The following is a 14,110-nucleotide window of genomic DNA, read 5'->3' on the forward strand; positions in this document are numbered from 1 at the left end:
AGGCCTACGCCAGGCCCGCGATGCGCTTCGCCGCCGTCACCGTGTTCTGGAGCAGGCAGGCCACGGTCATCGGGCCGACCCCCTTGGGAACCGGCGTGATCGATCCTGCGACGGCCACGCCTTCCTTGTAGTTCACGTCGCCGACGATCTTGGTCTTGCCCAGGGCGGCCTGCTCGGGATTGTCGAACGGCACCCGGTTGATGCCCACGTCGATGACGCAGGCGCCGGGCTTGATCCAGTCGCCCCGGATCATCCGCGGCCGGCCGACCGCGGCCACCAGGATGTCCGCCGTGCGGCAGACGGCTGGCAGATCGACCGTCCTGGAGTGCGCGATCGTCACGGTGCAGTCGGCGGCCAGCAGAAGCTGCGCGATCGGCTTGCCCACCAGCAGGGAGCGACCCACCACGACCGCATGCTTGCCCGCGACGTCGCCCAGCGTCTCGCGGATCAGCACCATGCAGCCCACGGGCGTGCAGGCCGTGAGCGCCGGCAACCCCGAAGCCAGGCGCCCCGCGTTGATCACATGCAGGCCGTCCACATCCTTGTCGGGATCGATGGCCGAGATGACGGCCTTCTCGTCCAGGTGCTTCGGCAGCGGCAACTGCACCAGTATGCCGTGGATCAGCGGGTCGGCGTTCAGGTCGGCCACCAGCTTCAGCAGTTCGTCCTGCCGCGTATCGGCGGGCAGCCTGTGCGTGACCGAGTGCATTCCGGCGGCCAGCGACTGCTCGCCCTTGGACTTCACGTAGGCCTGGCTGGCCGGGTCTTCCCCCACCAGCACCACGGCCAGTCCGGGCTGCAACCCGTGTTCGGCGCGCAGACGCGCGACTTCGGCGGTCACCTCCGCCCGGATACGCTCGGCGACGGGCGCGCCTTCGATGATTCTGGCCGTCATGGCGCGCTGCTAGCGGTTCCCTCGCGCTCGCGCAATCGAAGCCATACGGCCACCGCCCAGGCGTGCGAATCCCGGTCCAGCCGTCGGACAGCCTCGTCCGGGGCGATCCAGCGCAGGTGATGGTCAGGCTCGATCTTCAGCGCGGGGTCCTCGCCTGTCATCGTCGCCGCGAAGAACTGTCCGCGCGTGTTGCGCACCACATCGTCGTTGTGAAGGTAGAAATGGTCCGCCCGCGCGAACGGCCGGGCCGCCACGCGCACCACCAGTCCCGCCTCCTCCCCGCACTCGCGCGCGGCCGCCTCGACGGCCGTCTCGCCCGGATCGATTCCGCCGCCGGGCAGATCGACGACCAGTCCTCGGTCGCGGCGGTCGACCTCGACGACCGCGATGAGGCCCTCGTGCGCGATGACGGCGAAAGCCGCCGGCCGGTCGGGGTAAGGACCCTCCAGCCCCGGCTCGCCGAACTGCGGGACCGGCATCAGTCCACCGCGTAGAGCGACGGATAGGGATCCACCTTGCCGGCCAGCACGTCCTCCACCGTCACCGGCTTCCAGCCGACCTTGCTCTTCACGCTGTCGCGCCAGGCCTCGACGATCAGGTCGCGCAACTCCGAGGCGCCCGCGGCCAGCCGCACGGCGGCGAATTCGGGGCCGCGCGGGTCGTCGGCCCTGAGGCCCCCAGCCTTCTCCAGCTCGTAGAAGGGGATCACCTGCTTCCAGCCCACCGTCAGGTAGTCGACCACCCGCTGCTCGATCGGGCACGCACAGCTTCGGAACGGCGCCATGCGGGTCTCCACGTCGGCCGGCCGCACGCGGTCTCGCACCAGGTCGCCCTCGAACGGGCCGTGCAGGCGGGCGGTGGAATAACCGGCGGGGTTCGGATAGTCGCCCCAGCCGTTGTAATGGACCGAGAGATGCAGCGGCTGGCTGCCGTCGCCGACGAAATGCCCCAGTTCGCCGATTCCCTTCAGGATGAGCGCCTCGCGGCGCAACCTGTCCTGGCGGAACCACTTGCGGTCGGCCTCCCATTTCGGATTGCGCTCGGCGGCGTCCAGTACGCGCCAATAGGCCAGGTCGACAACGAGCTGCTGATAGCGGTCCAGGATGGAATACGGCAGATAGCCCGCCTTCCACTGGTCCAGGCCGGCGAGGCGGAGCTTGGTCTCGTAGTCGGCCCGTGTCGCCGAGAGCGGCAGCCACGGCGGGCCGCCCAGCAGCCTGCCCTCGTTGTCGATATCGATGAAGTGAGCCGAGTCGCGGTCGTGGTCGTGCAGCTTGCCCGCCCCCTTGGACCGGTCGGGCTCGCGAACCAGTTCGCCCACGTCCAGCGCCGCCTGGCGGGTGCGCAGGAAGGCCGGAACCTCGTCGGGCAGGCCCCGCATGGCGGCCTGCCCCTGCATCCGGTGGCCGGCGCCGCCCCAGGCATGGGCGGGTCCGGACGTAGCGACGGCGGCGCACGCAGCCGCAGCGAGAAGGAGACGCTTCATCCCTTCCCTCTCGCGTGCCGTCGAACCGAAGGCAAGCGCGCCTCAGGCGATGCCCAGCGCCTTTTCCACCCGCGCCACCCAGGCCTTCACCCGCGGATAGACATCGAGGTCGAAGCCGCCCTCGGGGGCGAGCCGCGTGTAAGCCACCAGCGCCACGTCGGCCAGGGTCACGGCGTCGCCCACCAGGAAGTCGCCGGCCGCCAGCCCCGCCTCCAGCCGCTGAAGCGCGGCGGCGGCGCGCTCCACCAGCCGCGCGTCCAGTTCGGCGGGCGACTTGCCCAGGTAGACCACCTGGAAGCGGGCGACGGCCACATAGGGCTCATGGCTGTACTGCTCCCAGAACAGCCATTCCAGCATCCGGGCGCGGCTATAGGCATCGGCGGGGATGAGCGAAGAGCCTTCGGCCAGGTGCAGGATGATGGCGTTGGACTGCGCCAGCGGCCGCCCGTCGTCCAGGATCACGGCCGGGACCTGGCCGGCCGGATTCATCGCCAGGAAGGCCGGCGTCCGCGACTCTCCCTGCGTGATATCGACCTCGATCCAGTCGTAGGAACGACCCAGAAAATCGGCGGTCCACTTCACCTTCAGGCAGTTTCCGGACTTGCTGTCCCCGTAGATTTTCATCGCCCGACCCCCACCTCAGATGTCGGACTTTCAGGCATTTCCATTGTTGTGCAAGCCCTTCCGCTAACCATCGTCGTTAGGAATTCTCACAACCCTGCGGCTTATGGCCCTCCGGGGTTGCCCCCTGGAAGCCAAGCCGCTAGGACTCCGCCACCCAGTTCAACGACGTAGGAGACGCCGTCTTGCGACGCCGCCTCGCCGCCCTGGCGCTGCTTTCCACTCTCGTTTCCACCTTCGGGGCCGCCTCTCATGCGCAAGCCGCACAGAAGGACCCGGTGGGTGACCTGATCTCGTCCGTGATCTCGGGCGCTCTACCCGGAACCGGGGTCTTCAACGTGAAGGCCACCCTGTATCATGCCGGCGCGAAAGGCGTGGGCGTGCTCGACAGCCTGGGCTGCAAGGTCGTTCCCATGCGTACCCTGGCGGTCGACAAGAGCATCATTCCCCGAAGGACCGTCGTCTTCATCAAGGAGACCGTGGGCTTGCGGATGCCCAACGGCGACGCCCACGACGGCTACTGGTACGCCTCGGATGTGGGCGGGGCGATCAAGGGCCAGCGGGTGGATCTCTACACCGGCCACGGCGCCGCTTCGATGAAGCCGGTGCAAAAGCTGAACCTCTCCACCCTGACCGCCGTGAAGGTGGGCGAGTTCAAGGGCTGCCCGCCGGCCTGAGCCGGCGCCCCGAGCGCGACCCAGAGCGCCACCCCGAGCGCGCCCCCGGGCGCCGCCCGGCGCCAGGGACCGTCCCGCGATGACCTCTTCGCCCCGACCGCGGCCTGACGCCGCTTCGGGAGGATACGCCCTGCCCACGAAGTCGAACTTCTTCGTCGTGACCGGCGGCCCGGGCGTGGGCAAGACCACGCTGCTCGCGGAACTGGCGCGCCGCGGCCAACTCACCGTGGCCGAGAACGCCCGGGCGGTGATCGCCGAACAGACGGCGGCCGGTGGCGACGGCGTCCCCTGGCGCGACAACCGCCGCTTCTGCGACCTCACCACGGCCCGCGACATCGCCGACTTCGATCGCCTTTCGGACGAGACGCGTCCGGTCTTCTTCGATCGCGGGATCATCGACGTGTGGGGCGCGAACGGAACGCCGCCCTCGGACGCCCTGCGCGAGGCCGTGCGGACCCGACGCTACAATCACACGGTGTTCGTCCTGCCGCCGTGGCGCGAAATCTATGGGACCGACGCCGAGCGCCGACAGACCTGGGACGAGGCCCAGGCGACCTTCCCACGTATCCTCACCATGCTGAGGGAGACCGGATATGCGTCGCTGATCGTCCCCGCGGGGGATGTCCCGACGCGGGCGGCGTTCGTCCTCGAGCGCGCGGCTCAGGTTTCGACGAACGCCTTTTCCAGCACGAAGTCGCCGGGCGATGCGATCGATCCCTCGACGTAACCCATGTCCAGGAGTTGCTGCTTAAGATCGGCCAGCACCGAGGGCCCGCCGCACATCATGACCCGGTCCTCGGCCGGATCGAACGGCGGCAAGTCCAGGTCGCGGAACATCTGGCCCGAGGCGATCAGGTTGGTGATCCGGCCCTGCGTCCGGAACGCCTCGCGGGTCACGGTCGGATAATAGCGCAGCTTGCCACCGATCAGCTCGCCCAGGATCTCGTCCTTCGGCAGCTCGGCGAACAGGTCGGCGTAGTTCAGGTCCTGCACCTCGCGCACGGTGTGCGTCACCACCACCGTCTCGAAGCGCTCGTAGACGTCAGGCTCGCGGGCCAGCGACAGCCAGGGCGCCAGGCCCGTGCCCGTGCCCAGCATGTAGAGCCGCTTGCCGGGCTTCAGGCCGTCCAGCACCAGGGTGCCGGTGGGCTTGCGGCCGATCAGCACCTGGTCGCCCACCTTGATGTTCTGCAGGCGCGAGGTCAGAGGGCCGTCCGGAACCTTGATCGAATAGAACTCCAGTTCCTCGTGCCACGACGGCGAGGCGATGGAGTAGGCCCGCACCAGCGGCTTGCCGTCCTCCTTCTGGAGGCCGACCATCACGAACTGGCCGCTCGAGAAGCGCAGGCCCGGATCGCGGGTGGTGCGGAACGAAAACAGGCTGGAGGTCCAGTGCTGGACCCAGGTCACCGTCTCCACATAGAAGGCGCCTGAAGCCTTCAGGCCACCGGCCGGAGCGGGGGCGGCCACGGTCACATCGTTCATCCCGAAATCCGTCCTAGATGTCGCCGCCGACGTTGTTCGGCACGCCCGGCGCACGGGCCACATGGATGCCGCACTCGGTCTTGTCCAGACCCTTCCAGCGGCCGGCGCGGACGTCCTCGCCCGCCTCCACCGGATGGGTGCAGGGCCAGCAGCCGATGGAGGGGAAGCCCTGGGCCACAAGCGGGTGCGCCGGCAGGTCGTGCTCGGCCGCATACGCGTCGAGGTCCGCCTTGCCCCAGTTCGCCAGAGGATTGAACTTCACCTTGCCCTCGGCGTGCTCGACCACCGGAAGGTTCAGCCGGTCGCCTCCGTGGAAGCGCTTGCGACCCGTGATCCAGGCCTCGAACTCGCCCAGCGCACGATCGAGCGGCAGCACCTTGCGGATATGGCAGCAGGCGTCAGTGTCGGTCTGCCAGAGCTTGGCCTGAGGGTCGTCGGTCGCCAGGTCGTTGTAGGCGGGACGGAGGTCGCGCACCTCGGTCAGCCCCAGCTGTTCCGCCAGAGTCTTGCGATAGTCCAGCGTCTGGCCGAACAGCATGCCCGTGTCGAGGAACAGGATCGGGAGGTCGCGCTTCACCTGGGCGGCGATGTGCAACAGCACCGCCGACTCGGCGCCGAAGGACGACACCAGGGCCAGGCGGTGGCCGAAACTCTCCACCGCGGCTTCCAGCACGGTGCGCGGGTGGGCGCGGCGCAGCTCGGCGTCCAGCCGCAGGGCCAGCGCCGCATCCGCCCCGATGGGATCGTCGTAGGCCACGCTCACGCCTCCCGCTCCACGAACGCCGGCGCGCGGCCGTCGGCCGCGCGCTGATACACATGCCGATAGCGGCGGATGGCCGCCTGCCACTCGTTGGCGCTGGCGTCGTCGGCCGGCTCGAAGGCGTCGAACCCGACGCGCGCCATGAAGCCTGCCTGCTCGCGCAGGACGTCGCCGACGGCCCGGACCTCGGCCTTGAAGCCGTAGCGCTCCCTGACCAGCCGCGCGTTCGTATACGAGCGCCCGTCGCGATACTTGGGAAAATCGAACGCCACGACCGCGAGCCGCGGCAGATCATAGGCCAGGGCCTCGACCTCTTCGTCCGACTTCAGGCGAACCCCCACGCGCCGCCCCTCGGACAGCAGGCGGTCGCCCTCCTGCTGGAAGCGCGTCAGCGATACGATCACGTCGCCGGGCGGCAGGTCCTCGTCGTCGGCCACGTGGGTGAACGGGTCCTCGGCGGGCCGGCAGACGCCGTCCTTCAGCTCAATGAGCGTCGGCATAAACGGCCTCCTTGAACGGCGCCACGCCGGTGCGGCGGAAGGTGTCGAGGAACCGCTCCCCATCCTCGCGTTCCCGCAGATAGACATCGACCAGGGTGTCCACGGCCCCGGCCACGCGGTCGTAGGGCAGCGCCGGCCCCAGGATCGACCCCAGCGAGGCGTCCTCGGCGCCCGAGCCGCCCAGGGTGAGCTGGTAGAACTCCTCGCCCTTCTTATCGACGCCCAGGATGCCGATGTGGCCCACGTGGTGGTGGCCGCAGGCGTTGATGCAGCCGCTGATCTTGATCTTCAGCTCACCCACCTTTTCGGCGCGATCTGGGTCTCGGAACTTCTCCGCGATGTGCTGTGCGATCGGGATCGCCCGCGCATTGGCAAGGGCGCAGTAGTCCAGCCCCGGGCAGGCGATGATGTCGCTGACCAGGTTGATGTTGGCCGTCGCGATCCCGGCCTCGGCCAGCCCGGCCCACACCGACGGGATGTCGTCGAGCCTCACGTGCGGCAGGACGAGGTTCTGTTCGTGGGTGACGCGGATGTCGTTCTGGCCATAGCGTTCCGCCAGATCGGCCACCGTCTCCATCTGCTCCGAGGTGGCGTCGCCGGGCGTGTCGCCGATGCCCTTCAGGCTGATCTCGACGATGCCGTACCCGGGCTTCTTGTGCGGCTTGACGTTGTTGCGGACGAACCGCGCGAACGCAGGGGTCGACGCCTTGGCCGTCTCGAACGCCTCGGAGACCGCTGGCAGGGTCTCGAACGTCGCCGTCGCGAACGCGCCGCGGATGCGGGCCAGTTCGGTGTCGGGCAGATCGGCCCCGCCTTCCCCCGCATCCCGGTCGATCTTGGCCCACTCGGCCTCGACCTGCTTGGCGAATTCGTCCTTGCCCAGGGCCGCCACCAGGATCTTGATCCGAGCCTTGTAGATGTTGTCGCGGCGGCCGTGGCGATTGTACACGCGCAGGATCGCTTCCAGGTACGAGAGCAGCCGGTTGACCGGCAGGAACTCCTTGATGGTCGGGCCCACATAGGGGGTCCGGCCCATCCCGCCGCCGACGATCACCTCGAAGCCCAGCGCGCCGTCGCGGGCGCGCTTCAGCACCAGGCCGATGTCATGCACCCGGGCCGCCGTCCGGTCCTTGGGCGCCGCGGTGATGGCGATCTTGAACTTGCGCGGCAGGAACGAGAACTCGGGATGGAAGGTCGACCACTGGCGGATCGCCTCGGCCCACACCCGCGGATCGTCCACCTCCTCGGCCGTGGCGCCTGCGTAGGGGTCGGTCGTGGTGTTGCGGATGCAGTTTCCCGACGTCTGGATGGCGTGCATGTCGACGCTGGCCAGGTGGTCCAGGATGTCGGGCGTGTCGGCCAGCTTGATCCAGTGGAACTGGAGGTTGGTGCGCGTCGTGAAGTGGCCGTAGCCCTTGTCGTACGTGCGGCCGATCCAGGCCAGCTTGCGAAGCTGAGCCGGGTTCAGCGAACCATAGGGGATGGCCACGCGGAGCATATAGGCGTGAAGCTGGAGATAGAGCCCGTTCATCAGCCGCAACGGCTTGAACTGGTCCTCGGTCAACTCGCCCGAGAGCCGGCGCGCCACCTGGCCGCGGAATTCCGCCGACCGGTCGGCCAGCATCTCCTTGTCGAGGGTGTCGTACTGGTACATCGCGCCCTCTACTTGCGCTTGATCAGGTTGACGCGGCCCGTGGACCGGGCCGCGCCGCTGGCGTGCTGGAGCGCCTCGATGGCGGCGCCGCCTTCGGCCTGCTTGCCGTGGTGAAGGTGATTGGTCGGCCCCAGCGCCCGGATGCGCTCGCGATAGCTGACCGGCGCCCAGAAGCCCTCGGCCTCCACGAGGTCGATCAGATAGGCGTCGACGACCACGAGGGGCTGAGCCTTGCCCTCCCCTTCGGCCTCGATCGCCGCGGGATCGTCGCCGGCCCAGAGCTGGGCGTCGGCGAACCGCTCGATCCAGCGGCCGTCCTTCCAGAATACGACTTCGCCGTCGGACAGGCGATTGGCGGTCAGGGCTTTCATGCCAGGGCCTCCCGGGCGGTCGGAACTTCGAGCGGAGCGGCGTCCCCGGCCTGCGCCAGCGCCATCGCCTCGCCGACGATCAGCAGGGCCGGGCCATCCAGAGCGGCCACCGCCTGGGGCAGTTCCGCAAGGGTGGTCGGCACGCGGCGCTCGTCGGCGCGGCTGGCGTTCTCGACGATCAGCGCGGGCGTGGCGCCCGGCCGTCCCGCCGCGATCAGGCGGGCCGAGATCGCCGGCGCCGTCGAAAGACCCATGTAGATCACGACGGTCTGGTTGGCCTTGGCCAGGCCCTCCCAGTCCAGGTCGGGTTCGCCGCCCCCATCCGCGTTCTTCTGGGCCGCATGACCGGTGACGAACGTCACGGCCTGGGCCGATCCGCGGTGGGTCAGGGGTGCGCCGGCGTTCGCGCTCGCCGCCAGGGCCGCGGTGACTCCTGGCACCACCAGGCACGGGACGCCCGCCGCCCGGCAGGCCTCCAGCTCCTCGCCGCCACGCCCGAAGATGAAGGGATCCCCTCCCTTCAGCCGCACCACGTTCAAGCCCTCCAGGGCGAACGCCACCAGCATCCGGTTGATCTCGTCCTGGGCGTAGGCGTGACGCGACTTGCGCTTGGCCACCGAAATCCGCCGTGCCGTGGCGGGCGCGAGGTCCAGGATCTCGGCCGAGACGAGCCCGTCGTGGACCACCACCTCGGCCGCCTGGAGGGCCTTGAGCGCCTTGATCGTCAGAAGTTCCGGGTCACCCGGGCCTGCGCCCACCAGCCAGACCTGTCCCGAAGCGCGCGTGCGCGCTCGGGCGCCCAGCAGCACCAGCCTCTCCCGCCCCCTGCCTTGACCTTGGCGTGTCGCCATCTTTAGTTTCTCTATCGATACGCGGCCCCGGAAACCGGGACCCTGAAATCACGACGGGGCGGACCTGCGCCCGCCCCGCAACTACCCGCCGGTGAAAAGGGCCGATACACCAGCGGACGCTTGCAATAAGTGGCCGAAGCGCCCAATTCGCAACCCAAGGACTTCTGCCCGGGACTTCAGGAATTCTAGGATGGAGCGCAACGTCCAGCGTCGCCGGCTTCCGCCGCTGAACGCGCTCCGCGCCTTCGAGGCCGCGGCGCGGCACCTCAACTTCAGCCGCGCGGCCGACGAGCTCTCGGTGACGCCGGGCGCCGTGAGCCAGCAGATCCAGAACCTGGAGGACTACGTCGGCGCCGCGCTGTTCAAGCGGACGCCCAAGGGACTCCTGCTCACCGACGCGGCCCAGACCGCCCTGCCCGCCCTGCGCGAGGCGTTCGACCGCCTGGCCGAGGCCGCCAGCCTGCTGACCGCGGCGGTCGACGGGCGACGGCTCACCATCACCGCCCCGCCCTCGTTCGCCGCCAAGTGGCTCGCGCCGCGCCTCGGCGCCTTCGAGCGGGCGCATCCACAGGTGGACGTCTGGCTGAACGCCGGCATGGAGCTGGTCGACCTCAGCGCCGGCGAGGTCGATCTGGCCCTCCGCTACGGCGCCGGCCGCTATCCGGGCCTGGAAGTACGACGACTGGTCAGCGAAGCGGTCATCCCCGTCGTCAGCCCCGCCCTCCTCGCCGACCAGCCCATCGAGACGCCCGAGGATCTGGCGAATCACACCCTGCTTCACGATGGCTCCCCCGAAATCGACGACAGTTGCCCGGACTGGCCCATGTGGCTGGCCGCCCGAGGCCTGCGCGGCATCGACGGCCACCGCGGCCCGCGCTTCAACCAGTCGGCGCTGGTGATCGAGGCCGCCGCCAACGGCCGGGGCGTCGCCCTGGCCAAGCGCACCCTGGCCCAGGCCGACCTCGAGGCCGGCCGCCTGGTGGCGCCTCTGCCGATCGCCACGGCCGTGGACTTCGCCTACTATCTGGTCCACCCCAAGGCCAAGGGCCGGCTGCCCCAGGTCAAGGCGTTCATCGGCTGGATCGAGGCCGAGGCCCGCGCCCATGAAGAGGCCATGCAGGCCATCGACAACGGCGCCGGGATCTAGGTCAGGCGTTCTCGAATGCGGCCTATTCCGACAGGACGCATGTTGGGGGGAAGCGTGTCGGCGGGAAGCGTATTGGCAGGAGGAGTCTTGGCGGCGTTCATCGCCACGGCGGCGCCCGCGTTCGGCGCGGAGGCCGACGCCCACTATGTCCAGCGATTGCGCCTCCTGGCGCAGTTGCAGTCGCTGAACGCCGAACTCCTGAGCCGCGACAGCGCCACGGCCGTGCTCCAGGAGGTGTGCGACCGGCGCATGGTCGAGGCGCCCCGCATCCGCGCCCGTCGCGTCTCCGTCCACGATGACCCAGCCGCCGCCACGGCCGCCCGCCGCCAGCTTCGCGCCACCACGGACACGCCCATCCGCCTGCGCCGGGTCGAGCTGATCTGCGGCGACACCGTGCTCTCACGCGCCGACAACTGGTATCTGCCCGGCCGCCTTACACCCCAGATGAACACCGCCCTCGAAACCACCGAGACGCCGTTCGGCGTGGTCGTGGCTCCGCTGGCGTTCCAGCGCCGCACGCTGTCGGCCCGGCTGCTGTACCAGCCGCTGCCGCCGGGTTGGGAGGCCCGCGGAGATCTGGCCTTCGACGCGCCCGCCGTCCCGCCGCGCGACGTCCTTCAGCACCGGGCGGTGCTGCAGACGCCCGACGGCCAGCCCTTCAGCCTGCTGGTGGAAACCTACGCCGCGGACGTGCTGACGGCTCAGCCCCCGCCGATCCGGGACAGGTAGCCTTCGATGTCCGCGCGGGCGGCGACCAGGGCCGCGCGCAGTTCCCCCGCCATCGCCGGGTCCCCCCGCTCGGCACGGTCGGCCACGTCGGCCAGCGCGCCGGCGCCGATGCCGCGCGAAGCCCCCTTGATGGTGTGGGCCAGGTCGCGCCAGCGGCCGGGCGGAAGCGTCGAGGCCGGCGCGTCGAGCTCCGCCAGCCAGCCCGCGGCCTGGCCCTGAAACAGGTTCAGCACCTCGGTGACCACCACCATGTCGCCGGCGGCGAACCCCTCCAGATAGTCGAAATCGACGCCGCCCGGCGTCCCGCCCGAAGCCCCCGCCATGCCGGCCTCCCTCGCCCGTGGACATCGCCGCTTGTGCGACGCTTCGGGGCGACGGGGCAACGCCGTTCGCGGCGCTTGACCTCGGGCGGCGCACGCCGTCAGAGGTAGACAGGCCGCGCGCAGGAACGCCGATGATCGCCGAACTCCTGATCGCCTCGGTGATGGTGCTGGTGACGGTCAGCCTTCATGCCGGGGGACTGACCCTGCTGAGCGGAATAGTCCGGCGGCGCCTGCGCAACCGCGCCGGCCGCCTCTACCTCCACACCCCTCGCGCCGTGGTGTCGCTGGTGCTCGGCCTGTTCCTCCTCCACGGCCTGGAGATCTGGCTCTACGCCCTGCTCTACTGGCAGCTCGGCGCGATCCCGGACCTGCGCGGTTCGGTCTATTTCTCCACCACCAGCTACGGAGCCATCGGCTACAGCGACCATGCGATCAGCCCGGAATGGCGACTGGTCGGGGCGATCGAGGGCATCAACGGCGTCCTGCTGATCGGGTGGACCACGGCCTTCATCGTCACGGTGATGAGCCGCCTCCAGCGCCGCCGGCCGCATCTCTAGGTCCGCCCGTGATTCTCCCTGCGCCGGCCGGCCGTTTCGGCCTGACCGGAACAAGCCCGCCAACCGGCGTCACGCCGGCTCGGACAGTTTCGCCAGCAACGTCCCCTCGCTGACCTGGGCGCCCGCTTCCGCGCCGACCTCGTCGACGACGCCGTCGAACGGCGCGGCCAGCGCATGCTCCATCTTCATGGCTTCGAGCACCAGCAGGGTCTGGCCCTTGGTCACCCTGTCGCCGGCCCTGACGGCCACCTGGGTCACCTTGCCGGGCATGGGCGCCCGGATCTGGCCGTCGCCGCCCGCACCGGCCGCATCCGCCGCCGGCGGGTGGTCGTGGAAGACGAAGGCCTCGCCGGCCTCGAACACCACCACCTCCTCGTCGCCCAGCACATGGACCGAGCGCGACGGCTGGTCGCCGGGCGTCGCCATCACGGCCCGGCCGTCGAGGAACAGGCGCACCGTCGGATCGGCCGGGGCGTTGAGCCGGAACCCGGCCAGCGCGACCCAGGGCGTGGCCGGCTGGCCCTCGACTTCGCGCTCGACCATCTCGCGGAAGGCCCAGCCGGCGGTGGCCAGCGCCTCGGGCGAGGGCTCGGCCGATGCGGCCAGGGTCTCGGCCTCGCGCCCGATCAACCCCGTGTCCATCGCCCCGGCGATGAAGTCCGGGTGCTCCAGGCAACGGACCAGGAATCCGGCGTTGGTCTTCACCGGGAAGACCTCGACCTCGCAGACGGCGTCGGCCAGTTCGGCGATCGCCTGCTCGCGGGTCGGCGCATGCGCGATCAGCTTGGCGATCATTGGATCGTAGAAGGGCGTGATGGCGTCTCCCTCCTCGACGCCCGCGTCCACGCGCACGCCGCCCGGAAGGGCGAAGCTCTCCAGGCGTCCGGTCGAGGGCAGGAAGCCCGTGGCCGGGTTCTCGGCGTAGAGCCTGGCCTCGACGGCATGGCCGGTCAGCCGGATGTCGGACTGCGCCAGCGGCAGCGGCTCTCCGGCCGCCACCCGGAACTGCCACTCGACCAGGTCCAGCCCGGTGACCATCTCGGTGACGGGGTGCTCCACCTGGAGACGGGTGTTCATCTCCATGAACCAGATGCGGTCGCCCCGCAGGCCTTCGGAGGCGTCGGCGATGAACTCCACCGTTCCGGCGCCCACGTAGTCCACCGCCCTCGCAGCCTTCACCGCCGCCTCGGTCACGGCGGCGCGGGCGGCGTCGCTCATACCCGGCGCCGGGGCCTCCTCGATCACCTTCTGGTGGCGGCGTTGGAGCGAACAGTCGCGCTCGTAGAGGTGGACCACGTTTCCGTGACGGTCGCCGAACACCTGCACCTCGATGTGCCGGGGACGCGTGACATAGGTCTCCAGCAGCACCCGGTCGTCGCCGAAGCTGGCGGCGGCCTCGCGCTGGCACGAGGCCAGGGCGGCCTCGAACTCACCCGCGCCCTCGACCCGCCGCATGCCTTTGCCGCCCCCGCCGGCCACCGCCTTGATGAGCACGGGATAGCCGATCCGGTCGGCCTCGGCCCTGAGCCGCGGCGCCGACTGGTCCTCGCCCAGGTAGCCGGGGGTGACCGGCACGCCGGCCTTCTGCATCAGGTCCTTGGCGGCGTCCTTCAGGCCCATGGCCCGGATGGCGGTGGGCGGCGGGCCGATCCAGACAAGGCCCGCGGCCGCCACCGCCTCGGCGAAGTCGGCGTTCTCCGACAGGAAGCCGTAGCCCGGATGGATCGCCTCGGCCCCGGTCGCACGCGCCGCCTCGATGATCCGCTCGCCGACGAGATAGCTCTCGCGCGCGGCGGCGGGGCCGATCGGCACGGCGCGGTCGGCGTCGCGGATGTGGGCGGCGTTCGCATCGGCCTCGGAGAAGACCGCTACGGTTTCGATGCCCATGCGCCGCGCAGTGGCGAACACACGGCGGGCGATCTCGCCCCGGTTGGCGACAAGGACGGATCTAAACATCGGACGCCCCACGCGCCGCAGGCGCTGTAGTTTGAACCGCGAACGAACGCGAACACACGCGAACGGGCTGAGCTGCTCGGACACGTTCGCGTCCTTTC

At 70.0% G+C, this 14,110-nt stretch carries 17 protein-coding genes; 5 read left to right on the forward strand and 12 right to left on the reverse strand.

The genetic code is table 11. The annotated features are described in order from the left end of the window. Positions 1-4: 4 nt before the first annotated feature. Genes folD through ABS78_RS01785 form a run of 4 tightly spaced genes read right to left on the reverse strand, consistent with a single transcriptional unit; the run spans position 5 to position 3,005 of the window. Positions 5-895, reverse strand: coding sequence for a bifunctional methylenetetrahydrofolate dehydrogenase/methenyltetrahydrofolate cyclohydrolase FolD (gene folD / locus ABS78_RS01770; protein WP_293374271.1), 891 nt, complete (start codon positions 893-895; stop codon positions 5-7). Beyond that, positions 892-1,374: an NUDIX domain-containing protein gene (locus ABS78_RS01775; RefSeq protein ID WP_293374273.1), complete on the reverse strand. Its 483-nt coding sequence runs from the start codon at positions 1,372-1,374 to the stop codon at positions 892-894. Before ABS78_RS01775 ends, folD begins: the two co-directional genes overlap by 4 nt. Beyond that, complete coding sequence (locus ABS78_RS01780; protein WP_293374275.1) at positions 1,374-2,381, reverse strand: S1/P1 Nuclease; 1,008 nt, start codon at positions 2,379-2,381, stop codon at positions 1,374-1,376. The genes ABS78_RS01775 and ABS78_RS01780 overlap by 1 nt, the downstream gene beginning before the upstream one ends. 42 nt (positions 2,382-2,423) lie before the next feature. Further along, positions 2,424-3,005, reverse strand: a complete 582-nt coding sequence (locus tag ABS78_RS01785) for a glutathione S-transferase family protein (RefSeq protein WP_293374277.1) — start codon at positions 3,003-3,005, stop codon at positions 2,424-2,426. Positions 3,006-3,187: 182 nt separating this feature from the next. Between ABS78_RS01785 and ABS78_RS01790 the strand changes: the two genes are divergently transcribed. Next, entirely contained in the window at positions 3,188-3,679 is a 492-nt protein-coding gene (locus ABS78_RS01790) for a 3D domain-containing protein (RefSeq protein WP_293374279.1), read from the forward strand. A 79-nt stretch (positions 3,680-3,758) separates the two neighbouring features. After that, complete coding sequence (locus ABS78_RS01795; protein ID WP_293374280.1) at positions 3,759-4,406, forward strand: AAA family ATPase; 648 nt, start codon at positions 3,759-3,761, stop codon at positions 4,404-4,406. On the opposite strand, the gene ABS78_RS01800 is transcribed toward ABS78_RS01795, so the two are convergent. Genes ABS78_RS01800 through cobA form a run of 6 tightly spaced genes read right to left on the reverse strand, consistent with a single transcriptional unit; the run spans position 4,340 to position 9,300 of the window. Further along, entirely contained in the window at positions 4,340-5,164 is an 825-nt protein-coding gene (locus ABS78_RS01800; RefSeq protein ID WP_293374282.1) for a ferredoxin--NADP reductase, read from the reverse strand. The two genes, ABS78_RS01795 and ABS78_RS01800, sit on opposite strands and share 67 nt — an antisense overlap. Positions 5,165-5,177: 13 nt before the next feature. After that, positions 5,178-5,921: a phosphoadenylyl-sulfate reductase gene (locus tag ABS78_RS01805; RefSeq protein WP_293374471.1), complete on the reverse strand. Its 744-nt coding sequence runs from the start codon at positions 5,919-5,921 to the stop codon at positions 5,178-5,180. Between the two features lie 2 nt (positions 5,922-5,923). Further along, positions 5,924-6,424 (reverse strand): DUF934 domain-containing protein, encoded by a 501-nt coding sequence (locus ABS78_RS01810; protein ID WP_293374284.1) that lies wholly within the window; start codon positions 6,422-6,424, stop codon positions 5,924-5,926. Next, positions 6,408-8,078, reverse strand: coding sequence for a nitrite/sulfite reductase (locus tag ABS78_RS01815; RefSeq protein ID WP_293374286.1), 1,671 nt, complete (start codon positions 8,076-8,078; stop codon positions 6,408-6,410). Before ABS78_RS01815 ends, ABS78_RS01810 begins: the two co-directional genes overlap by 17 nt. Before the next feature lie 8 nt (positions 8,079-8,086). Further along, positions 8,087-8,449, reverse strand: coding sequence for a DUF2849 domain-containing protein (locus ABS78_RS01820; protein ID WP_293374288.1), 363 nt, complete (start codon positions 8,447-8,449; stop codon positions 8,087-8,089). Next, entirely contained in the window at positions 8,446-9,300 is an 855-nt protein-coding gene (cobA, locus tag ABS78_RS01825) for a uroporphyrinogen-III C-methyltransferase (RefSeq protein WP_293374290.1), read from the reverse strand. Before cobA ends, ABS78_RS01820 begins: the two co-directional genes overlap by 4 nt. A 190-nt stretch (positions 9,301-9,490) precedes the next feature. Between cobA and gcvA the strand changes: the two genes are divergently transcribed. Then, entirely contained in the window at positions 9,491-10,447 is a 957-nt protein-coding gene (gene gcvA, locus ABS78_RS01830) for a transcriptional regulator GcvA (protein ID WP_293374292.1), read from the forward strand. A gap of 87 nt (positions 10,448-10,534) precedes the next feature. Continuing rightward, positions 10,535-11,176, forward strand: a complete 642-nt coding sequence (locus ABS78_RS01835; protein WP_293374294.1) for a hypothetical protein — start codon at positions 10,535-10,537, stop codon at positions 11,174-11,176. Here ABS78_RS01835 and ABS78_RS01840 read toward each other — a convergent pair. Continuing rightward, positions 11,149-11,499, reverse strand: a complete 351-nt coding sequence (locus ABS78_RS01840; RefSeq protein WP_293374296.1) for an Hpt domain-containing protein — start codon at positions 11,497-11,499, stop codon at positions 11,149-11,151. The two genes, ABS78_RS01835 and ABS78_RS01840, sit on opposite strands and share 28 nt — an antisense overlap. Positions 11,500-11,630: 131 nt before the next feature. On the opposite strand from ABS78_RS01840, the gene ABS78_RS01845 reads away from it, so the two are divergent. Beyond that, positions 11,631-12,056: an ion channel gene (locus ABS78_RS01845; protein WP_293374298.1), complete on the forward strand. Its 426-nt coding sequence runs from the start codon at positions 11,631-11,633 to the stop codon at positions 12,054-12,056. A gap of 69 nt (positions 12,057-12,125) precedes the next feature. On the opposite strand, the gene ABS78_RS01850 is transcribed toward ABS78_RS01845, so the two are convergent. Continuing rightward, on the reverse strand, positions 12,126-14,012 hold the full coding sequence (locus ABS78_RS01850; RefSeq protein ID WP_293374300.1) for a biotin carboxylase N-terminal domain-containing protein: 1,887 nt from the start codon (positions 14,010-14,012) through the stop codon (positions 12,126-12,128). Between the last annotated feature and the right edge of the window lie 98 nt (positions 14,013-14,110).

It is taken from the genome of Phenylobacterium sp. SCN 70-31, from assembly GCF_001724605.1.
Taxonomy (GTDB): Bacteria; Pseudomonadota; Alphaproteobacteria; order Caulobacterales; family Caulobacteraceae; genus Phenylobacterium.